The following is a 21,301-nucleotide window of genomic DNA, read 5'->3' as shown; positions in this document are numbered from 1 at the left end:
GATACAAAAACGCCCCGATCAAATCGGGGCGTTTTTTTGTCACGACTGGAGAATCAGGCGTTGCCCGCCAACTTCATCCGCGCAGCCTGGGTGAAATCCAGCATCCGCTTGAGCGGCCGAATGGCCTGAGGAATCAGCGCAGGATCGACAAAGATCTCGTTCGCCCCTTCTTTCAAGCTCTTGAGCGTGCGCTCAAGGGTGTTCATCGCCATCCACGGGCAGTGTGCGCAACTGCGGCATGCAGCGCCGTTACCGGCCGTTGGCGCTTCGATGAAGACCTTGTCCGGGCACAACTGCTGCATCTTGTAGAAGATGCCGCGGTCGGTCGCAACAATCAGGGTTTTATTTGGCAATGTCTGCGCTGCCGCGATCAACTGGCTGGTGGAACCGACGGCATCCGCCAACTCGATTACCGAAGTTGGCGACTCCGGATGCACCAGGATCGCTGCATCGGGATACAGCGCCTTCATGTCTTCGAGCTGCTTGGACTTGAACTCTTCGTGAACGATGCAGGCACCGTCCCACAACAGCATGTCGGCACCGGTCTGGCGTTGAATGTAGGTGCCCAAGTGCTTGTCCGGACCCCAGATGATGGTTTCGCCGTTGTCCATCAGGCTTTCGACGATTTCCAGCGCGCAGCTTGAAGTCACTACCCAATCCGCCCGGGCTTTGACAGCCGCCGAGGTGTTGGCGTAGACAACTACCGTACGCTCCGGATGCTGGTCGCAGAAAGCGGAAAACTCGTCGACCGGGCAACCCAGATCCAGCGAGCACGTCGCTTCGAGGGTCGGCATCAGGATGCGTTTTTCAGGGTTGAGGATCTTGGCCGTCTCGCCCATGAACTTGACCCCGGCGACCACCACGGTCTTGGCGGGATGTGCATTGCCGAAGCGGGCCATCTCCAGCGAGTCGGAGACGCAGCCACCGGTTTCTTCGGCCAGGGCCTGAATGACGGGATCGCAATAGAAGTGGGCAACCAGCACCGCGTCCTGAGCCTTGAGCTCGGCAGCGATGGCGGCACGGTAATAGGCTTCCTCATCGACAGTCAGCGGCTTGGGCTGCTTGGCGTCGAGATGGGCTTGAACCAGAAGGCGTTCGGAAATCTGCGTCATGTTCGCAAGACCTGCAGGCGCTTTCGCGCGAAAGTCGAGTATACACCCGGCTCCGGACCCATCAGGGTACCGCCGGGAAAGTGAGTATTCATCAGGCACGGACAGCGTTGAAGCTGCGCAAGGCTACAGAATATCCCGTGGATGCAAAAGATGATTCTGATCTGTGTCATGCCGTGCAGCCCATGAGCCGGGCAGGCTTAAATCGCGGACAAAAAAAAATCCGGAAATCCTCACTTTCGTGGGCCTTCCAGACTTTTAAAACAGCTTGAAAATGGTGGGTCGTGTGGGATTCGAACCTACGACCAATTGGTTAAAAGCCAACTGCTCTACCAACTGAGCTAACGACCCGCTGTGTGGTGGCGCGTATAATACTGATTTTTAAGGACTATTCAACACCTATTTTGAAATAAATCAAAAATAAGGTGTTGGGTCGGTAATTCCGGCTGCAGCGAAGCCTTCGGAACGCAGACGGCAGCTGTCGCACTTGCCGCATGCACGCCCGTTATCGTCCGCCTGATAGCAGGAAACGGTCAGCCCGTAATTCACGCCAAGCTTGGTACCGGCCTGAACGATCTGCGCCTTGCTGAGGTTTTGCAAAGGTGCCTGGATACGGAAGCCATTGCCCTCTACGCCGGCCTTGGTCGCCAGATTGGCCATACGCTCGAAAGACTCGATGAACTCGGGACGGCAATCAGGGTAACCGGAGTAATCCACTGCATTGACGCCGATGAAAATATCCCGTGCGCCGAGCACTTCTGCCCAGCCTAGCGCGAGGGACAAGAACACCGTGTTACGTGCAGGGACGTAAGTTACCGGAATACCTTCACCCAGCGTCTCTGGTATGTCGATGCTGCTGTCAGTCAGTGCCGAGCCGCCCATGCCGTTGAAATTGAGACCGATCACCTTGTGCTCGACCACACCCAGGTCACGGGCAACACGTTCGGCCGCGTACAGTTCGGCGTGAGAACGCTGACCGTAATCGAAGCTCATGGTGTAGCAGCTGTAACCTTCGGCGCGAGCCATGGCGACGACGGTCGCCGAATCCAGGCCACCGGACAGCAAGATGACCGCACGTTTTTGAGCAGTGTTCAGTTGTTCCGTCATTTCAGCGCCCCGGCTCATCATTCCAAAGATATTTATGCAACTGCAATTGCAGACGCACAGGCAGGTTGTCCGCCACCACCCAGTCAGCCAGATCTCGAGCATTGAGGTCGTGATGGCTTGGCGAAAAAAGGACTTCGCCAGCACGCTGCTCCAGACCGTACTGGATCAGCTTGGAAACCGACCAGTCATAGTCTTCACGCGAGCAGATGACAAACTTCACCTGATCGTTGGGCGTGAGCAGCTCAATGTTTTCGTAACGGTTGCGATGCGCTTCTTTCGAACCCGGTGTTTTCAGGTCGACGACGCGACTGACCCGAGAATCTACCGCCGAGATATCGAGAGAACCACTGGTTTCCAGTGACACTTCGTAACCGGCATCACACAACCGCTTGAGTAATGGAATAGCGTTGGGTTGCGCCAGAGGCTCGCCGCCCGTGACACAAACATAACGCGGACGAAAACCGGCCACTTGCTCAAGGATATCGTCGAGCGTGCGAATGGATCCGCCCGTGAACGCGTAGGCGCTGTCGCAGTATTGGCAACGCAACGGGCAACCAGTCAGGCGCACAAAAACAGTGGGCAGGCCGGCAGTCCGAGTTTCACCCTGCAACGAGTAGAAAACTTCGGTGATTCTCAATGTTTCTTGCATAGTCGCCACGGGCGTAACAGCTAAACAGGCTGTCCGCCTCCGTCAGGCACTTCAAGGAACCCCGGCAATGCGCAGATTCCAAAAAGCGTATTTCAGAAAAAGGGGGTGAATTCTAACGAAAAACCCGCGACAAGCGCGGGTTTCTTCGAAAACGGGTCAAGCAGGCTTACATTTTCTGCAGATCGCGTTGGGCCAGCTGAGCGGCGGAAGTGCCCGGGTATTGGGAAACCACCTGTTGCAGTATGCCTTTGACCCGATCGGTATGACCGAGACGGCGTTCTACATCAGCGAGCTTGTACAGCGAATCAGGAACTTTGGCGTGCTTCGGATAGAGCTGCGAAACCTTGGCAAACGCTTGACCTGCACCTTGCAGATCGCCTTTGGCCAGATTCACTTCGCCTAACCAGTACTGGGCATTGCCCGCGTACTGGCTATTCGGGTATTTGCGCAGGAATGCGGCGAAAGCCTGGCTGGCCTTGTCAAAATCCTTGGCTTTGATCAGGTCGAAGGCCGCGTCGTAGTAGAGCTTTTCCTTCGCTGGGTCTGCCGGTTCGCTGCCTGCGGCAGGTGCTTGAGCGGCTGCCGCTCCTGCACCTGCTGCTGCGCCGGGGGCATTCAAATCGCCACCGGTGGAAGAATTATCTGGAGTCGCGGCTGGTGCAACGCCGGATCCTATGCGCCGATCAAGATCCTGGTATCGCTCCAGATTCTCTTGCTTCATGCGCGCAACATCATTTTGCAGAACTTCGATAATGCCTTGTTGGCGCGAGATCTGCTCCTGCATTGATTGCAGTTGGTTGAACAGCTCGCCCTGTGCCGAGACAGGGGCCGAAACCCCTCCCCCGGCATAGGCGCCGTTCGTACCGTAACCTGCAGGCGGATAACTGCTCCCGCTATTGTTATAGCCGGAGTCATTATCGACCACAGGAACCGCAGCCCACACCGCAAGCGGTGCGAGACTGAGAGCCAGAACAGTTACAGCACGACGGCACGTTCGCATGACGAATTACTTACGCAGTTCGACGCGACGGTTTTGAGCCCAGGACTGCTCGTCGTTGCCGGTAGCAACTGGACGCTCTTCGCCGTAGGAAACCAGTTCCAGCTGAGCTGGGGAAACACCTTGCAGTACCAGGTAGCGTTGAACGGCTTTCGCACGACGCTCGCCCAGTGCCATGTTGTACTCACGAGTACCACGTTCGTCGGTGTTGCCTTCCAGAACAACGCGAGCGCCGTTTGCTTTCAGGTCTTTGGCGTGAACGTCCAGAGCGCGCATGGCTTCTGGCTTCAGGTCCGAGCTGTCGTATTCGAAGTAGAAAGTGGTGATTGCGCGCAGAGCAGCTTCTTCGCTCAGGGAGCCGTCAACTGCACCAGTGTTTGCGCCGTAACCAGCGTTTGGATCTACCGCGCCTTCACCGGCATTGTCGCCGCCTTTGGACGAGCAACCTACAGCTACAGCCATGGCCAGTGCCAGCGCAGCAAATTTACCAAACTTCAGCATTTCCATCTTGAAACTCCTAATGAACCCCAGTGTGTTAAGTAAAACGTATAGCGCCGCGTCAGTTCAGGTAAGGGGACCAGGAAGGTTCTCTGACTTCGCCTTGTGCGGTAGGAAGTGGGAGCCTTACGCGTCCATTGATGGACACGAGCATCAAGACTCCCCGGCCCTGCTGGCGGGTGGCGTAGATTACCATGGTGCCGTTGGGCGCGACAGTAGGCGACTCGTCCAGAGTGCTATCAGTGAGGATCTTTACACTACCGCGTTGCAAATCCTGAGCCGCCACTTTGAAATTGGTGAAACCGTCCTGGCGGTGAATCATCACCAGGGTCTTTTCGTCCGCTGACAGTTTAGGGTTGGCGTTGTAGTTACCGACGAAAGTCACACGTTCCGCACCGCCACCGCCCACGCTGGTTTTATAGATCTGCGGTTTGCCGCCACGGTCGGAAGTGAAGTAGATAGTCGAGCCATCCTTGCCCCAGAACGGTTCGGTGTTGATACCAGGACCGTTGGTAACACGGGAGATCTGACGCGAACCCAGGTTCATGACATAGATGTCCGGATTGCCGTCTTTCGACAATACGAATGCCAGACGATTGCCATCCGGCGACCAGGCTGGCGCACCGTTCAGGCCTTCGAAATTGGTGATCTGTTCACGGCGACCGGTATCGATGTTCTGCATGAACACGCGTGGACGCTTCTGTTCAAACGAGACGTAGGCGATGCGCTTGCCATCCGGTGCGAAACGCGGCGACAGGATCGGCTCGCGCGATTGCAACAGGGTCACGGCGCGGGCACCGTCATAGTCCGAACGTTGCAGCGTGTAGCGCGTGTTCTTCTCGGAGAAGCGTTCGGCCGTCACGTACAGCAGGCGAGTCGAGAAAGCACCTTTGATACCGGTGAGTTTTTCGAACGACTGATCGGAGATGTAGTGCGACATGTCACGCAGTTGATCGACGCTACCCGACACGCTGCCGGTCAACACTTGCTGCTCGGTAGCGACGTTGAACAGAGCGTATTGAACCTGCAGGCGACCGCCCGCCGGAACAATGCTGCCGACCATGACGTACTGGGCACCCAGTGCCTTGAAGTCACGGAAGATGATTTCGCTGGCCTGGCTTGGCTGGCTGATCATGTTCTGCTTTGGAATCGGCGAGTAGTAACCCGAGTTGCGCAGATCGTTACCAATAATTTCCGCCATGTCGTCCGGCAGCACGCTACCGCCCTGGAAGCCGAACGGCACGACCGCGATCGGGGTGGCCCGATCACTGCCACTGGTGACCAGAATGTTTTTCTCATCTGCCATCGCGATCCCTGCCATGCAGCAGATCACGACCAGCATTCCTCGAAGAAGGTTTCTCACAAGGCTAGATCCTCAGGTGTGAATGTCATCTTGAATGAACGATACGGAGCGAAATCACTCGGCTTCATTCCCTGCATTTCTGTCAAACGTCCAATATTCTTCACCGCCGCTACAGCCGAAGCGTCAAACGGACCGTCGCCACTGGACTTGGCCACGCTGACCGAAGTCACCGTACCGTCCGGCAACATGCCGATTTGCAACACGACCGTCATGCCCTTGCGGGCCGAAGGTGGACGGGCCCAACCTTCCGCTGCACGCGCTCGAATCAGGTCATCGAAACTGCCGGCGACTTCGTCACCCCGCTCATCGGCCAAGGCCTGCTGACGCTGTGGCGTGTCGGAAAGCAAATCTGCCAAGGCCTGAGCCTTTTTGTCTTCGGCGGATTTACGTGCCGCTTCCTGCGATTTCTTCTTCGCAGCATCGGCAGCAGCTTTCTTCTTCGCATCTTCGGCGACTTTCTTCTTCGCCTCTTCAGCTTCAGATTTCTTCTTGGCGTCTTCCGCGGCTTTCTTCTTCGCGTCTTCGACGATCTTTTTCTTCGCTTCTTCAGCGGCCGCTTTCTTGGCCTCTTCTTCAGCAGCCTTCTTGGCTTCTTCTTCCGCTTTCTTCTTGGCTATATCAGCCAATTGTTTCTCTTCTGCCTTCTTGGCTTCGGCGGTCTTCTTGGCTTCGGCGGCCTTCTTCGCGTCGTCGGCTTTCTTGGCTTCATCAGCCTTTTTCGCCTCTTCCGCTTTCTTGGTCTCGTCGGCCTTCTTGGATTCTTCGGCTTTTTGAGCCGCATCTTCCTTCTTTTGTTCCGCAGCCTTGATCGCTTCCTGCTCGATCTTCTTCTGCTCCATCTGTTCGACTTCGGTCTGGCGCGCGGCGGATTTCTTCGCCTCACCCGCAATCTTCTGATTGGTCTGGGTGGTTGCCTGACTTTTCGATTTCAGCTGGTACAGGGTCGCCTGGACAATCGGTTTGGCCGGCGGCAGCTCCGGTGTGAAGGCAAAACTGACGAACAGCATGCCGAACACCAGCACGTGCAAGCCAATCGCCCAGACACTAGGCCAGAAGTAGCTTTCCGAGGCGGACGGCTCTCGCTGTTGCTGCATCAGGGCGCCTCGGTAATCAAGCCAACATTACCGACCCCGGCTTTCTGCAACCCACCCATGGCACCCATGACGGAACCGTAGTCGACGCTCTTGTCGCCGCGAATGAAGACCTGGGTACGCTTGCCGCCTTCGTTGCCGACGCGAATGATCTTGGTCACAGCGTCAGTCATCTGCGGCAGGGTCATGGCGCGGTCTTGTTGCTTCTCTGTGTCGACTTCGCTGCCAAGGTTCCAGTAATAGGTCTTGTCAGCCTTGATCGAAATGGTCAGGACCTGAGTGTTGTTGTCCTGCGGCAAGGCTTCGCTGGAAACCTTGGGCAGATCAACTTTCACGCCCTGATTGAGCATCGGCGCGGTCACCATGAAGATGACCAGCAGTACCAGCATCACGTCGATGTAAGGCACCACGTTCATCTCGGCGACCGGCTTGCGCTTTTTGCGAGCTCGAGCGATTAAAGCCATTGGAAATTACCTGCTTATTCTTCGCTGGTGTGCACTTTACGGTGCAGGATCGCCTGGAATTCATCGGCGAAGGTGTAGTAACGGCCCAGCAGGGTTTCGCTGCGAGCAGCGAAGCGGTTGTAAGCGATAACGGCCGGGATGGCGGCGAACAGACCGATCGCGGTGGCGATCAGGGCTTCGGCGATACCTGGCGCCACGGTGGCAAGGGTCGCTTGCTGGGCAGTTGCCAGACCACGGAAGGAGTTCATGATGCCCCAGACAGTACCGAACAGACCGATGTACGGGCTGACGGAGCCGACGGTGGCCAGGAATGGCAGGCTCTGCTCGAGCTTTTCTTCTTCGCGGGAAATGGCAACGCGCATGGCACGGGCCACGCCTTCCATGACCGCTTCCGGGTCAACGCCTGGCTGCTGACGCAGACGGGAGAATTCCTTGAAGCCAGCGCGGAAGATCTGCTCGACACCCGAGTCCGGGTCCGGGTTGCTACCCGCCTGACGGTAGAGTTTGGACAGGTCGATACCCGACCAGAAGCGCTCTTCGAAGCTCTCCAGGGCGCGTCGACCGGCGCGCAGCAGGTTGCTGCGCTGAAAGATCATGATCCACGAGGTCACCGATGCGGCTACCAGGATCAGCATTACCAGTTGCACCACGATACTGGCATTGCTGACCAGGCTCCACATGGAGGAATGGTCGACGACGTTAGCTTCCACGCTTTATCTCCTGCTTTGAGTGTGTACCCGCGCCGCTCACGTCGGCAAAGGCCGCTCGTAGAGCTTCGGGAATGGCCCGGGGTTTCAAACTGTTGGTGCGCACACAGGCCACCAGAAACTGCCCTTCGCAGAGCAACGCATTATCCGTAGCCCGCCTGACCTGCTGTTTGAAGCGCAGGCTGACACGGTTCAATTCGATTACTTCAGCGCTTACCAGCAGTTCGTCATCCAGTCGCGCCGGCGCGTGATAGCGCGCTTCGCTGGAATGCACGACGAACAACAGGTCCTCCCCTGCCAGCTGCGATTGGGCAAAGCCCAGCTCTCGTAGCCGCTCGGTTCGAGCCCGTTCCATAAACTTGAGGTAATTAACGTAATACACGATGCCGCCCGCATCGGTGTCCTCGTAATAAACGCGACAACGATGTGCGAAAGGCTCAAGCCCGTTTTGCGCGCGCATACTCTAGTGCTTACTCCTCGGGTTGCCAATCCGCCCAGGCAACTGTTTTTCATTGTTCTGCAGCTTTCTCGCGAAAGTACGGTCCTAGGACAGCACAATGCCCGAAAATTCAATGCGCAAAAGTTAATTAATCGTCCACGGCATCAAGGAACTCGTCTACCACGGGCATCTCGCCCAATCGTGACGGAATATTTAAGCCGAAGTGCAGGTAGGCATGCCTTGTCACCACACGCCCGCGGGGGGTGCGCATGATGTAGCCCTGCTGAATCAGATAGGGCTCCAGCACGTCTTCAATGGTATGGCGCTCTTCACTGATGGCCGCAGCGAGACTGTCCACGCCAACCGGCCCCCCATCGAACTTCTCGATCATGGTCAGCAACAGACGTCGGTCCTGGTGATCGAAGCCACGCTCATCGACATCCAGCAGGTTCAAAGCCAGGTCGGCAATCGGCTTGGTGATATGACCCTTGGCGCGCACTTCGGCGAAGTCCCGCACCCGGCGCAGCAAACGATTGGCGATCCGCGGGGTGCCGCGGGCACGTCGGGCGATTTCGAAGGCGCCTTCCGGGTCCAGCGGCAAGCCGAGAATGCTCGCCGAACGACTGACGATCGTCGACAGATCAGCGGTGTTGTAGAACTCCAGGCGCTGGACGATCCCGAAACGGTCGCGCAGCGGGTTGGTCAGCATCCCCGCCCGCGTAGTCGCGCCGACCAGGGTGAATGGCGGCAAATCGAGCTTGATCGAACGCGCGGCCGGGCCCTCGCCGATCATGATGTCGAGCTGGAAGTCTTCCATGGCCGGGTACAGCACTTCTTCGACAATCGGCGACAGGCGATGGATTTCATCGATAAACAGCACGTCATGCGGTTCAAGATTGGTCAGCAACGCTGCCAAATCACCCGGACGTTCAAGGACCGGCCCCGAGGTGCTTTTGATTGAGACTCCCATTTCTTGGGCAATGATGTTGGCCAGGGTGGTTTTACCCAGCCCCGGCGGACCGAAAATCAACGTATGGTCCAGGGACTCGCTACGCCCACGGGCAGCCTGGATGAACAACTCCATTTGCTCACGAACGGTTGGCTGGCCAATGTATTCGGCCAGGCTGACAGGACGAATCGCCCGGTCCTGGACTTCCTCGCGGTCACGGGGAGCACCCGTGGCGGCGATCAGACGATCAGCTTCAATCACTAGATCATTCCCTTCAGGGCACGACGAATCATGTCTTCACTGCTCAAGCCTTTCTCCTTGATCGCGGAAATCGCCTTGCTGGCTTCCTGCGGCTTGTAGCCCAGGGAAATCAGCGCGCTGACCGCATCGTTTTCGGCGGTATTGACCGGCGCCGGTCCATCCGGCTGATTCGGCACCAGGGCAAACATGGCCGGCACGGTTTCCCAGGCCTTGAATCGATCCTTGAGCTCAACCAACAGACGTTCGGCCGTTTTCTTCCCCACGCCTGGCACCTTGGTCAGCGCCGAAGTGTCCTGGGACTGCACGCAACGAACCAGTTCATCGACTTCCAGACTCGACATCAAGGCCAGGGCCAGTTTCGGCCCCACACCATTGAGACGGATCAACTCGCGAAAAAAGTCTCGCTCGCGCTTGCCGACGAAGCCATAGAGTAACTGCGCGTCTTCGCGTACGACCAAATGGGTGTGCAACGTCAGTGGTTCACCGACCGACGGCAGGCGATAAAGCGTGGTCATGGGCACTTCAAGCTCGTACCCCAGACCGTTCACATCCAGAATCAGGTGCGGCGGCTGTTTTTCAGCCAATGTGCCGCGCAAGCGTCCAATCACGTTACAAATCCTTGAGCGTTGGCCAGCACGAAGCCAGCGACTGACAGAACAAGGACTTTTCGCCGACAACCCAGGCGCAAATCCCTCATCCCATAAAATTGATTGCTGATGCTATCAGAGACGCAGGCGCCCGCCACGACTGCGTGCCGCACCCAGGCCGTGGGGCAATAGGCTGGAACGGGTGTGAGCATGGCAAATGGCAATGGCCAGGGCGTCCGAGGCATCGATTTGCGGCTTGCTGATGAGTTTCAGCATGTGCATGACCATCATCTGCACCTGTTCCTTGTTCGCCCCACCGGTACCGGTCACGGCTTGCTTGACCTGGGTCGCGGTGTATTCGGCAATTTCCAGGCTTTCTTCAGCACAGGCCACGATGGCCGCACCGCGTGCCTGCCCGAGTTTCAGGGCCGAGTCGGCGTTGCGCGACATGAAGACCTTTTCGATGCCCATGGTCACAGGGCCGTAAGTCTGAATGACTTCGCGAACACCGCGATAGACGATTTGCAAGCGCTCATGCAACTCGCCCGAGCCCGTGCGAATGCAACCAGACGCGACGTACACACAGCCGCGACTGGTATCGCGTACCACGCCATAACCGGTGATGCGCGAACCGGGGTCGATACCAAGAATTAAAGTCATAACGCCTGCGGATAATTGAAAAAACGCGTCAGCCATGACGCCGTCCATTGTAGGAGCGAGCTTGCTCGCGATGGACGTTAACGATAACGCAGCGTTCTGAATGAGCGCGTCGCTCTCTGGTTTTTCGCGAGCAGAGCTCGCTCCTACAGGGGAAGACAGATCAACCGAGTTGTGCGGCTACCGACTCCGGAATATCCGCGTTGGAGTAGACGTTCTGCACATCGTCCAGGTCTTCGAGCATGTCGATCAGCTTGAGGACTTTTTCCGCGCCTTCCAGATCCAGCTCGGCGCTGGTGGTCGGCAGCATGACGATTTCCGCGTCATTAGCGTTGAAACCAGCCGCTTCCAGCGCGTTTCGCACGGAATAGAACCCGGCAAACGAAGTGAACACGTCGATGGAACCATCTTCGTTTGTCACCACGTCGTCGGCGTCTGCTTCCATGGCCGCTTCTATCAGCGAGTCTTCATCAACGCCAGGTGCAAAGGATATCTGCCCCTTGCGTTCAAACAGATACGCTACCGAACCGTCGGTACCGAGGTTGCCGCCGCACTTGCTGAACGCATGGCGAACAGCCGCTGCGGTGCGGTTGCGGTTATCGGTCATGCACTCGACCATTACTGCCACGCCGCCGGGGCCGTAACCTTCGTAACTCAGCTCGACCATGTCATCGGTGTCTGCAGCGCCGGCCCCGCGGGCCACCGCGCGATCGATGATATCGCGGCTCATGTTCGCACCAAGTGCCTTGTCCAGCGCCAGACGCAGACGCGGGTTGGAGCCAGGATCACCGCCGCCCTGTCGGGCAGCAACGGTCAGCTCACGAATCCACTTGGTGAAAATCTTGCCCTTCTTGGCATCCTGACGTTCTTTGCGGTGCTTGATGTTCGCCCACTTGGAATGACCTGCCATAACTCGCTCCGAATTCTCTTTGAAACATCGCCCGCCACGCTGTATCGCGCCGGCCAGCAAACAAAAACATCGACCCTATCCATAAAGAAAGGGCGCATCCGAAGATGCGCCCTTCAGGTCAGCCTTACTCGGCCTTAGGCGTTTCACGCAGACGAATGTGCAGTTCGCGCAATGCCTTGGCATCCACCTGGCCCGGTGCCTGAGTCATGACGTCCGCCGCGCTCTGGGTTTTCGGGAAGGCGATCACTTCACGGATCGACTGGGCGCCGGTCATCAGCATCACCAGACGGTCCAGACCGAAGGCCAGGCCACCGTGTGGTGGCGCGCCGTATTTCAGGGCGTCGAGCAGGAAGCCGAATTTCTCTTCCTGTTCGGCTTCGTTGATGCCCAGCAGGCGGAATACCGTCTGTTGCATTTCCTTGCGGTGGATGCGGATCGAACCGCCACCCAGCTCGGTACCGTTCAAGACCATGTCGTAGGCACGGGACAGCGCGGTCGCCGGGTTGGCTTCCAGTTCTTCCGGGGTGCACTTGGGCGCCGTGAACGGGTGGTGCAAGGCGGTGAAGCTGCCGTCGTCGTTCTCTTCGAACATCGGGAAGTCGACGACCCACATTGGCGCCCACTTGCAGGTCAGCAGGTCCAGATCGTTGCCAACCTTGATTCGCAGCGCGCCCAAGGCTTCGCTGACGATCTTGGCTTTATCGGCACCGAAGAACACGATGTCGCCATCAACCGCGCCAACGCGATCAAGGATCACGTTGAGGTTGGCTTCAGGGATGTTCTTGACGATTGGCGACTGCAGGCCTTCAACGCCTTTGGCGCGCTCGTTGACCTTGATGTACGCCAGGCCCTTGGCACCGTAGATACTGACGAACTTGGTGTAGTCGTCGATCTGCTTGCGCGGCATGCTCGCCGCGCCAGGAACGCGCAGGGCGGCGATACGGCATTTCGGATCGTTGGCAGGACCACTGAAGACCTTGAAGTCGACTTCTTTCAGCTGATCGGCAACGTCCACCAGTTCCAGCGGGTTACGCAGGTCCGGCTTGTCGGAACCATAACGACGCATGGCTTCTTCGAAGGTCATGTGCGGGAACTCACCGAACTCCAGACCCAGCACTTCCTTGAACAGGTTGCGGATCATGCCTTCGGTCAGGCCAATGATGTCTTCTTCATTGAGGAAGCTGGTTTCGATGTCGATCTGGGTGAATTCCGGCTGGCGGTCTGCACGCAGGTCTTCGTCGCGGAAGCACTTGGCGATCTGGTAGTAGCGATCGAAGCCAGCCACCATCAGCAGTTGTTTGAACAGCTGTGGCGATTGCGGCAAGGCGAAGAACGAACCGGCGTGAGTACGGCTTGGCACCAGATAGTCGCGAGCACCTTCCGGGGTAGCACGGGTCAGGATCGGCGTCTCGACGTCGAGGAAGCCGTTTTCGTCCAGATAGCGACGGATGCTGGTCGTCATGCGCGAACGCAGACGCAGCTTCTCGGCCATTTCCGGGCGACGCAGGTCCAGGAAGCGATAGCGCAGGCGGGTTTCTTCGCCGACGTCGGAGTAATCGTTGAGCGGGAACGGCGGAGTTTCCGATTCGTTCAGCACTTCCAGTTCATAGCCCAGCACTTCGATCATGCCCGACGCCATGTTGGCGTTGGTGGCACCGGCTGGACGCAGGCGAACCTTGCCGGTCACTTTAACCACGTATTCGCTGCGCACACGGTCGGCGGCAGCGAAGGTTTCAGCGCGGTCAGGGTCGAACACCACTTGGGCCAGACCGTCACGATCACGGATATCGAGGAAAATCACCCCACCGTGGTCACGGCGACGGTGGACCCATCCGCAAAGGGTAATTTCCTGGCCTTCCAGGCTTTCGTTCAGTTGGCCGCAATAATGGCTGCGCATCATGGTCGTGGTTTCACTTCTCGTAATTCGAAATTCGGTTGGAGACCTTGCGTACATCGGATGACCGACGATGCAGGCGCTCACGCGTGTGATTCAGTCCAAGGCTCTCGGTTCAGAGCATGGACCCTAGTCAGCTTTGTCGCCGCCGGCCAGGTTCTTCTTGGAACCGGTCTTGAAATCGGTTTCGTACCAGCCAGTGCCACTGAGGCGGAAGCCCGGCATGGACAGCATCTTCTTGAGCTCTGGTGCCTGGCACGCAGGGCAGTCGACCAGCGGCGCTGCGCTGATCTTTTGAATGGCTTCCAACTGATGACCACAGGAAGCACATTGATAATCGTACATCGGCATGGGGGTTGTCTCGGCGATCAGATTGCTACCGCGCACGCTGGGTTTTGCGGCAAAGAGCGGGATTATATCCATTAAATGCAGCCTGTGCAGCCGTAAGACTGCACAGATCGACATGCTGTTGATTCACTGCCCAGACTGACCCATGGCCGCACATCCCGCGCCCTTGAGGCTGTGTACGACACAGACCACCCTTACCAGCCCGCTGAAATTCTTTACCCCGCCATGACGCAAATGCACTTCACGATCCACATGGGACAGCAACGCACTGACCGAACAACAATTAACCTTGGCCATTTCGCTCAAAATATCCCAGTAAACCTGTTCAAGCCGCAAACAGGTCGCGAAGCCATTCAATCGCACCGAGCGAGACAATGGTTGGGCCAGGCCCATATCAAATTCACTGACAAACGGATCAATTCTGATGTCCTTGTGCAGACCGCCCCTTACCTCGTTTCTCCTGTCGTCATAAACCATACCGTTGACACTCCTTTGCCATCCCTGGTCTCTATAAGAGTCTGTGCGCTTATAGAACCGCGGGGGGAAAGTTATATCCAGATGACTTTTTGACCATCCGCGTAGGAGAAGCCAACAACTAAAGGCAGATCATGGAGAGCGTCCTACTCCCGGGCTTTTCCTATGCTGAGTGGCGAAACTTCACTCAATAGAGAGATCCTTTTCGTCCGACAGCAGACGCGAAAGCCCGTCGACGATGGACTTGCGATCTTCTTCACTGATACCGATATCGATTGCCATGCTTCTCTCGCAAGGGTGATGAAATTCATCCAGCTGGTGCAGGACCGCTCTAGCAAGCCTGCCGCCAAGCCGCTGCCCTGGATGCCACCTCGACCTGCGACAAATCGCCCTCGATGCACCGCTGGACTCCTTGATTTGAGTAGCCACAAGCTTTGCTGTTAAATAGGCAGTGTGTCGCTGGCGCCCTTATTTTCCGGGCACTGCGCATAGGCTGATGTCGGATACGTGCTCAACGCCTCTTATTGTTCTGAAGCGAACCGTGTTCTATCAGCTCTTCCTTGTGATCTGTCTTAACGTGAGTTAATCAAAATGTTGAAAATCGTCCACCTGCTAATGGGCGCAGCAGCCTTGCTGTTGTCCTTCATCCCTAGCCTGCGAACCGAAGCCGTACCTTACCTGCAACAACCCGATGCGCTGTACCTGGCCTTGTTCGGCCTGCTCAACCTCACCCTGGCTCCAGTCATCCCCAACTGGAACAAAGGCCCGCGCCATCAACTGCAAAACCTTGTCAGCGCGCTACTGGTTCTGGCTGTCGCTCTGCAAATCCTGACGCTGTTCGCGCCAATGCCCGTCATTGCCGGTCAACCTGCCGTTCTGTTCAGCTTGGTCGCAGCCTTGATCGCCGTTGTTCTGCACCTGTCCATCTGCTTCTACAAATCGTCACCGGCCGCCGCCTCACCGAGCTATGACATGACCAACCGCGATACCGGCACGGTCAAGTGGTTCAACACTTCCAAAGGCTTCGGCTTTATTTCCCGCGACTCCGGCGACGATATTTTCGTGCACTTCCGGGCCATTCGCGGCGAAGGTCACCGCGTCCTGGTCGAAGGCCAGCGAGTGGAGTTCTCCGTCATGAATCGTGACAAAGGCCTGCAAGCCGAAGATGTGATCGCCGCCCTGCCGCGACGCTGATTCGAAGCAAAAAAAAACCGCGAACAGCCTGACTGTTCGCGGTTTTTTTTGCCTGCATTTCAGTAGTGCGGTGGTGGCGCCTCTTCTTCGAAAGATTCGAACTGGCCGGCCATTTCTTCCTGGCGCTTGAGTAGCGCAGCCATTTGCAACTGCAGGCGTTCAACGGCTCGCTGCTGCGCCGCCAGCACATCATTCAACGCCTGGATGGTGTCATCCTGAAACGCCAACTGGCTCTCCAAATCGGTAACGCGATCTTCCAGGCTCATGATTCAAACCTCCAGAAACGTGAAGTCTTCGGTCAACACCAACCGCAGCCGCTCGCGAATCGCAGCGACCTGCCCGGAACTGTAGGGTACGGCCGGGTGCCTGCCCCAGACCGGAGCCGGCCAGGCGGCGTCTTCTCGTTTGCGCACGATCACATGCATGTGCAACTGACTGACCACGTTACCCAAGGCCGCGACATTCAACTTGTCCGCGTCGAACGAATCCTTGAGCGTTTCTGACAATGCGGTCGTTTCCTGCCATAGCTGCTGCTGATCGGCGACATCCAACTGAAATATCTCACTGATACCGTCGCGACGAGGTACCAGGATGAACCAGGGATAGTTCGAGTCGTTGGACAACAGCAACCGACAAAGCGGGAAATCACCAATCGGCAAGGTGTCTTGTTGAAGTCGTGGATCTAAAGCGAACACTGCGCGCACTCCCGCGGGTCATCATATTTCAGCTTAGTGCCCATCCCGAGAGATCGCGCACCAAGCGACTGGACGGCAGCATACCTGCGAATGCAGCTGCCTTCACGACGAACCAGGGTCAAAGCTTGCTCACAGAACGACGAGCGACCGCAGGATCCGCCCCGTGTGGTGACACCAAACGCAAAAACGCACCACAAGGGGACCAACGCTGCCAGCAAAAATGCTGAAATGACCGAAAAACAACGACTCATTCCAGCACCGGGAAGCGCCGAACTGTATGAATTCAGTACAGTGATTGAGATTTTTTGCACCAAAACCGCACAATGCGTCTACGCTAATTGCTTCGAGCATCCGCCATTTACTCACCGACGGGGTGAACCGGTAACATTTTTGGGTGTCATGCGGCGGTAACAGGATGGTCAACACGATGCAAAGGATGGCGTCAAGCCCAAGTACCAGCGAGATGAACCCCCCGGTTTTATGAGGTTTTTACCGCATCAGGCAGCCCTTCTAAAAAAAAAACGGAATTTTCACGATTTGTGCACGCTTGTTGCATTCACACCCACATCGTCTATGTGGCTCCGCTGGAAGCGGAGGCCGCGAGACTAAATAAAACAGTGGCAGGGTAGCCCGATGGAGATTCAAACGTTTCACCAGGGACTCTTTTTAGCGATGCACCAGCCTAGAAAAACAGCACTAAAGTTGCCAGTCAGGTTGCATCGAGGCTGTAAATTTGCGACATCTAGCAAGCTGTCTACGACAGGGTCGTAAAGAAGCCGAAAGGTTAGATGCGCAAGTATCGCCAACATTGTCGGCGTGATATAAGTTTGCGCCGACACAAAAAGAAAGAGCCGCCCAGATAATAAAACAGGTGGAGCGGCAGTACTCTTCTAAAACCAAAGGAGCAAATCACGATGCGCGTGATGAAGTGGAGCATGATCGCACTGGCAGTTGCAGCAGCAGCCAGTACTCAGTTGGCAGTAGCCGCACCTTTCGTAAGCGACCAGGCAGAAGCCAAAGGTTTCGTTGAAGACAGCAAGCTGGACTTGCTGGTTCGCAACTACTACTACAACCGTAACAAGAAAGACGGCGCAGTCGATGACAAAGACTGGACCCAGGGCATCCAGGGCGTGTTCAGCTCGGGCTACACCCAAGGTCTGATCGGTGTTGGCGTTGAAGCTTGGGGTCAACTGGCCATTAAGCTGGACGGTTCCGACAAATATAGTGGTACCGGCAACATGCCCGTGGGCAATGATGGCGAGGTCGAAAACAACCAGGGCAAAGCCGGCGCTGCCGCCAAGTTCCGCATCTCCAAGACCGAGCTGAAAGTCGGCGACATGCAGCCAAGCACCGCTCCGGTATTCGCTGTTGGCGGTTCCCGCATCCTTCACCAAACTGCCAGCGGTATCCAACTGCAGAGCAGCGAAGTCAAAGACCTCGACCTCGAAGGCGGCCACTTCTACTCGGCAACCAGCCAGGATCGTAACGCCCGTGACGGCGACCTGTGGGCTACCTACGCTGGCGTGAAAGCCAACTCCATCGACTACTTCGGTGGCAAGTACGGCATCAACCCAGACCTGAGCGTATCGCTCTACGGTGCCAAGCTCGAAGATATCTGGAACCAGTACTACGCCAACGCGAACTACACCCTCGCACTGGGCGGTGACAACTCGCTGAACTTCGACGGTAACATCTACAACACTCGCGATACCGGCAAAGCCAACGCAGGCGAAATCAACAACACTGCCTACTCGCTGGCAACTGCCTACTCGTTCCTGAAAGCGCACACCATTACCCTGGCCTTCCAGAAGGTTAACGGTGACACTCCGTTCGACTACATCGGTGTGGGCAAAAACAACCGTGGCGGCGACTCGATCTTCCTCGCCAACTCCATCCAATACTCCGACTTCAACGCCCCTGGCGAGAAATCGGCACAAATCCGTTACGACCTGAAAATGGCTGAATACGGTGTTCCAGGTCTGAGCTTCATGACCCGTTACGTGAAAGGTTGGAACATCGACGGTACCAACACTCCAGCGGGCAGCCCTTACGCCGGCCTGTACGGCGAAGACGGTAAGCACCACGAAACCAACGTTGAAGTCAAGTACGTGATCCAGTCCGGCCCAGCCAAGGATCTTTCCTTCCGCATCCGTCAAGCATGGCACACCGCCAATGCTGACGAAGGCGAAGGCGATATCTCTGAGTTCCGCCTGATCACCGACTACCCGCTCAACATTCTGTAATTGCAGAAAGTTAGTTCGCGGTAATCAAAAAAAGGCCCATCTTCGGATGGGCCTTTTTCGTTGTCTGTGCACAGCGTTTAACTAATCGTATTTTTGCAGTACATGCCTGACCGAAAAGTCAGACACTAACCGCAAGCCCCATCACTGAACCGGCAATTCCTGAACCATGCGAACAACCCGCTGCGGAAATGGAATATCGATACCGGCGGTTTTCAATCGATCACGGGACTGCTCATTAAACATGAACATCACATCCCAGTAATCCGCAGTTTTTACCCATACGCGAAGAGAAACAGTGATCGAACTGTCACCCAAGGTAGAAATGACAGCCTGAGGTGCCGGCTCAGCCAAAACACGCTCGTCTTTGGCCAGCTCGAGCAAAACTTGACGGGCCTTTTGCAAGTCCGCTTCGTAATCAACGCCCACATCAAACACCACCTTTCGGGTCGGCTGACGGTTGGTGTTGGTGATGATGCCGTTCGACAGGTTACCGTTGGGCACGATAATGGTTTTGTTATCGCCAGTGCGCAGTACGGTGTGGAAGATCTGGATACTGTCAACAGTGCCGGCAACACCCTGGGCTTCGATCCAGTCACCGATACGAAACGGGCGAAACAGCAGAATCAGCACGCCACCGGCGAAGTTCGCCAGGCTACCTTGCAAGGCCAGACCGATGGCCAGACCCGCCGCACCGATTGCAGCCACGAACGACGTAGTTTCTACACCGATCATCGACGCCACGCTGACCATCAGCAGAATCTTCAGAATGATGTTCGCCAGGCTGCTGATGAAGCCTTGCAGCGCCAGATCGGCGTTGCGCAGAGCTATCAGGCCGCCGAGTTTTTGCGTGACCTTGTTGATCAGCCACCAACCGATGGCCAGGGTGATCACAGCCAGCAGCACACGACTGCCATATTCCATGATCATCGGGATCCAGGCTTGGGACACCTTGACCAGGTTATCTACTTCAGCATTCAAATCCATCTACATTCTCCTGCAGCGATCCGGCACGCGTAAAAAATAGCGGCAGAAAAGACCGGCCCCTGTGGAGCCAATCGTTTCTGCCGTTGCTTGGGCCTCGGACGCCGAAAACGCCGAGAGGTTCCCGCCACAGGTCAGTCGCGGAAGTTGTTGAACTGCAGTGGCATGCCAAATTCCTTGGCCCGCAGCGCCGCAATGGCTTCTTGCAGATCGTCACGCTTCTTGCCCGTGATGCGAACTTGTTCGCCCTGAATGGCGGCCTGGACCTTGAGCTTGGCGTCTTTGACGTGAGCGACGATCTTTTTCGCCAGCTCCTTGTCGATGCCTTCCTTGAGGACGGCTTCCTGCTTCATCAGCTTGCCTGAAGCAAAAGCGTCCTTGACCTCAAGGCACTGCACATCGATCTTGCGCTTGACCAGCGCCAGTTTGAGGATCTCAATCATCGCTTCGAGCTGGAAATCCGCTTCGGCGGTCAGGTTGACGGTCAGGTCCTTTTCCTTGAACTCAAAGCTGCCTTTACCTTTCAGGTCATAACGACGATCGAGTTCCTTGACGGCGTTCTCGACCGCGTTGGTGAGTTCGTGTTTGTCCAGTTCGGATACCACGTCGAACGACGGCATGTAGTCTCTCCAAATAAAAGGCGCACCAATGGAGCACGCCTGGCTTGCGGTAAAAATCCGCGCTGATTATAACGGGTCTTTCCCATCATTCACTGCGAGCTGTCCATGCGCGCGTTAAACAGAGCAAAAAGCTGATGGCTACCACTTGGCATGTCCTGGGCGCCGGCAGTCTCGGCACATTGTGGGCCACGCGCCTGACTCGGGCCGGGGTGCCGGTGCGACTGATCGTGCGCGATGCCATGCGCTTACAGGCGTATGAGGCGGCTGGAGGTCTGACGCTGGTCGAACACGGCGAAGAACAGTACTACCCGGTTCCCGCGCAAACTTGCGACAGCCAAGAGCCCATCCATCGTCTGTTGATCGCTTGCAAAGCCTATGACGCCGAACACGCCGTGGCGCAACTAGCGCCCCGCCTGGCCCCCGGCGCCGAGCTGATTCTGTTACAAAACGGTCTAGGCAGTCAGGACGCCGTGGCGGCGCAGGTTCCGCAGGCGCGCTGCATTTATGCCTCCAGCACTGAAGGCGCCTTCCGAGAAGGTGACTGGCGTGTGGTGTTCGCTGGCCACGGGTTTACCTGGCTGGGGGATGCAGGTCACCCCGTCGCACCGATCTGGCTGGACGACCTGGACGCCGCCGGCATTCCCATGAGTGGAGCACTGAAATCCTGACCAGATTGTGGCGCAAACTGGCGCTCAACTGTGCGATCAACCCACTGACGGTGCTGCACGATTGCCACAATGGCGGTTTGCAAAAGCATCACTGCGAAGTCGCCACCCTCTGCGGCGAACTGACCGAACTGCTTGAGCGCTGCGGCCAGCCAGCCGCCGCCGAGAACCTGCAACCGGAAGTCGAAAGGGTAATCCACGCGACCGCCGCCAACTACTCGTCGATGTATCAGGACGTCAGCAACCGGCGTCGCACCGAAATCAGCTACCTGTTGGGTCATGCCTGCAAAGTCGCCCTGCGGCACCAATTGAACCTGCCGCACCTCAATCAGTTGCAGCAGCGGCTGATCGCTCGCCTGAACAGCCTTGGATTGCCCAGCGACTGAGCAGCGGATACGC

23 protein-coding genes, 1 tRNA gene and 2 pseudogenes are annotated in these 21,301 nt (G+C 56.9%); 3 read left to right on the top strand and 23 right to left on the bottom strand.

Going from position 1 to position 21,301, the window contains the following annotated elements:
* Positions 1-53 precede the first annotated feature (53 nt).
* The 19 genes and pseudogenes from nadA to CES87_RS06995 form a co-directional block, all read right to left on the bottom strand.
* Entirely contained in the window at positions 54-1,112 is a 1,059-nt protein-coding gene (gene nadA, locus CES87_RS07085) for a quinolinate synthase NadA (protein WP_128605557.1), read from the bottom strand.
* 272 nt (positions 1,113-1,384) lie between these two features.
* Positions 1,385-1,460 (bottom strand) — tRNA-Lys (locus CES87_RS07080).
* Positions 1,461-1,523: 63 nt separating this feature from the next.
* The gene (queC, locus tag CES87_RS07075; RefSeq protein WP_128605556.1) at positions 1,524-2,216 is read right to left on the bottom strand and encodes a 7-cyano-7-deazaguanine synthase QueC; all 693 of its coding nucleotides are present in this window, start codon (positions 2,214-2,216) and stop codon (positions 1,524-1,526) included.
* 1 nt (position 2,217) lies between these two features.
* Positions 2,218-2,865 carry a 7-carboxy-7-deazaguanine synthase QueE gene (gene queE / locus CES87_RS07070; RefSeq protein WP_128605555.1) on the bottom strand — a complete coding sequence of 216 codons (648 nt, stop codon included), beginning with the start codon at positions 2,863-2,865 and terminating at the stop codon, positions 2,218-2,220.
* Positions 2,866-3,031: 166 nt separating this feature from the next.
* A complete protein-coding gene (gene ybgF, locus CES87_RS07065) occupies positions 3,032-3,865 on the bottom strand; it encodes a tol-pal system protein YbgF (protein WP_128605554.1) in 834 nt (277 codons plus the stop codon).
* Between the two features lie 6 nt (positions 3,866-3,871).
* Entirely contained in the window at positions 3,872-4,369 is a 498-nt protein-coding gene (gene pal / locus CES87_RS07060) for a peptidoglycan-associated lipoprotein Pal (protein ID WP_003178634.1), read from the bottom strand.
* A 52-nt stretch (positions 4,370-4,421) separates the two neighbouring features.
* A complete protein-coding gene (gene tolB, locus CES87_RS07055) occupies positions 4,422-5,702 on the bottom strand; it encodes a Tol-Pal system beta propeller repeat protein TolB (RefSeq protein WP_178081401.1) in 1,281 nt (426 codons plus the stop codon).
* A 17-nt stretch (positions 5,703-5,719) separates the two neighbouring features.
* Positions 5,720-6,817: a cell envelope integrity protein TolA gene (tolA, locus tag CES87_RS07050; protein WP_128605552.1), complete on the bottom strand. Its 1,098-nt coding sequence runs from the start codon at positions 6,815-6,817 to the stop codon at positions 5,720-5,722.
* The gene (tolR, locus tag CES87_RS07045; RefSeq protein WP_162276380.1) at positions 6,817-7,269 is read right to left on the bottom strand and encodes a protein TolR; all 453 of its coding nucleotides are present in this window, start codon (positions 7,267-7,269) and stop codon (positions 6,817-6,819) included. The genes tolA and tolR overlap by 1 nt, the downstream gene beginning before the upstream one ends.
* Before the next feature lie 23 nt (positions 7,270-7,292).
* Positions 7,293-7,988, bottom strand: coding sequence for a protein TolQ (gene tolQ, locus CES87_RS07040; RefSeq protein WP_008147369.1), 696 nt, complete (start codon positions 7,986-7,988; stop codon positions 7,293-7,295).
* The gene (gene ybgC, locus CES87_RS07035) at positions 7,978-8,445 is read right to left on the bottom strand and encodes a tol-pal system-associated acyl-CoA thioesterase (protein ID WP_054044992.1); all 468 of its coding nucleotides are present in this window, start codon (positions 8,443-8,445) and stop codon (positions 7,978-7,980) included. The genes tolQ and ybgC overlap by 11 nt, the downstream gene beginning before the upstream one ends.
* A 127-nt stretch (positions 8,446-8,572) precedes the next feature.
* Positions 8,573-9,634, bottom strand: coding sequence for a Holliday junction branch migration DNA helicase RuvB (gene ruvB / locus CES87_RS07030; protein ID WP_128605551.1), 1,062 nt, complete (start codon positions 9,632-9,634; stop codon positions 8,573-8,575).
* Positions 9,634-10,242, bottom strand: a complete 609-nt coding sequence (gene ruvA / locus CES87_RS07025; protein ID WP_056852661.1) for a Holliday junction branch migration protein RuvA — start codon at positions 10,240-10,242, stop codon at positions 9,634-9,636. The genes ruvB and ruvA overlap by 1 nt, the downstream gene beginning before the upstream one ends.
* A 114-nt stretch (positions 10,243-10,356) precedes the next feature.
* Positions 10,357-10,881: a crossover junction endodeoxyribonuclease RuvC gene (ruvC, locus tag CES87_RS07020; protein WP_128605550.1), complete on the bottom strand. Its 525-nt coding sequence runs from the start codon at positions 10,879-10,881 to the stop codon at positions 10,357-10,359.
* A gap of 160 nt (positions 10,882-11,041) precedes the next feature.
* Positions 11,042-11,788, bottom strand: coding sequence for a YebC/PmpR family DNA-binding transcriptional regulator (locus tag CES87_RS07015; RefSeq protein ID WP_128605549.1), 747 nt, complete (start codon positions 11,786-11,788; stop codon positions 11,042-11,044).
* Positions 11,789-11,912: 124 nt separating this feature from the next.
* A complete protein-coding gene (gene aspS / locus CES87_RS07010) occupies positions 11,913-13,688 on the bottom strand; it encodes an aspartate--tRNA ligase (protein ID WP_128605548.1) in 1,776 nt (591 codons plus the stop codon).
* Positions 13,689-13,811: 123 nt separating this feature from the next.
* Positions 13,812-14,033 carry an FmdB family zinc ribbon protein gene (locus CES87_RS07005; RefSeq protein WP_010457489.1) on the bottom strand — a complete coding sequence of 74 codons (222 nt, stop codon included), beginning with the start codon at positions 14,031-14,033 and terminating at the stop codon, positions 13,812-13,814.
* A 123-nt stretch (positions 14,034-14,156) separates the two neighbouring features.
* Complete coding sequence (locus CES87_RS07000) at positions 14,157-14,507, bottom strand: ribbon-helix-helix domain-containing protein (RefSeq protein ID WP_128605547.1); 351 nt, start codon at positions 14,505-14,507, stop codon at positions 14,157-14,159.
* Positions 14,508-14,711: 204 nt separating this feature from the next.
* Positions 14,712-14,786: pseudogene (locus CES87_RS06995) on the bottom strand (DNA starvation/stationary phase protection protein); the annotation flags it as partial.
* A 309-nt stretch (positions 14,787-15,095) separates the two neighbouring features.
* On the opposite strand from CES87_RS06995, the gene CES87_RS34050 reads away from it, so the two are divergent.
* The gene (locus CES87_RS34050) at positions 15,096-15,698 is read left to right on the top strand and encodes a cold-shock protein (RefSeq protein WP_128605546.1); all 603 of its coding nucleotides are present in this window, start codon (positions 15,096-15,098) and stop codon (positions 15,696-15,698) included.
* A 59-nt stretch (positions 15,699-15,757) separates the two neighbouring features.
* On the opposite strand, the gene CES87_RS06985 is transcribed toward CES87_RS34050, so the two are convergent.
* Positions 15,758-15,964 (bottom strand): SlyX family protein, encoded by a 207-nt coding sequence (locus tag CES87_RS06985; protein ID WP_075945450.1) that lies wholly within the window; start codon positions 15,962-15,964, stop codon positions 15,758-15,760.
* A 3-nt stretch (positions 15,965-15,967) separates the two neighbouring features.
* Entirely contained in the window at positions 15,968-16,393 is a 426-nt protein-coding gene (locus CES87_RS06980; protein WP_128605545.1) for an HIT domain-containing protein, read from the bottom strand.
* Between the two features lie 914 nt (positions 16,394-17,307).
* Between CES87_RS06980 and CES87_RS06975 the strand changes: the two genes are divergently transcribed.
* Positions 17,308-18,636, top strand: coding sequence for an OprD family porin (locus tag CES87_RS06975; protein ID WP_128605544.1), 1,329 nt, complete (start codon positions 17,308-17,310; stop codon positions 18,634-18,636).
* Positions 18,637-18,777: 141 nt separating this feature from the next.
* Here the strand turns inward: CES87_RS06975 and CES87_RS06970 are convergent, their stop codons facing one another.
* Together CES87_RS06970 and CES87_RS06965 are read right to left on the bottom strand one after the other, a co-directional pair.
* Positions 18,778-19,620 (bottom strand): mechanosensitive ion channel family protein, encoded by an 843-nt coding sequence (locus CES87_RS06970; RefSeq protein ID WP_128605543.1) that lies wholly within the window; start codon positions 19,618-19,620, stop codon positions 18,778-18,780.
* 131 nt (positions 19,621-19,751) lie between these two features.
* A complete protein-coding gene (locus CES87_RS06965; RefSeq protein WP_128605542.1) occupies positions 19,752-20,237 on the bottom strand; it encodes a YajQ family cyclic di-GMP-binding protein in 486 nt (161 codons plus the stop codon).
* Between the two features lie 134 nt (positions 20,238-20,371).
* Here CES87_RS06965 and CES87_RS06960 point away from each other — a divergent pair.
* A pseudogene (locus CES87_RS06960) lies at positions 20,372-21,288 on the top strand (putative 2-dehydropantoate 2-reductase).
* Positions 21,289-21,301: the final 13 nt, after the last annotated feature.

Source organism: Pseudomonas sp. ERMR1:02 (genome assembly GCF_002277815.1).
Taxonomy (GTDB): Bacteria; Pseudomonadota; Gammaproteobacteria; order Pseudomonadales; family Pseudomonadaceae; genus Aquipseudomonas.
Note: the sequence above shows the minus strand (reverse complement) of the source record. Positions and strands in the feature narration are given on the sequence as shown.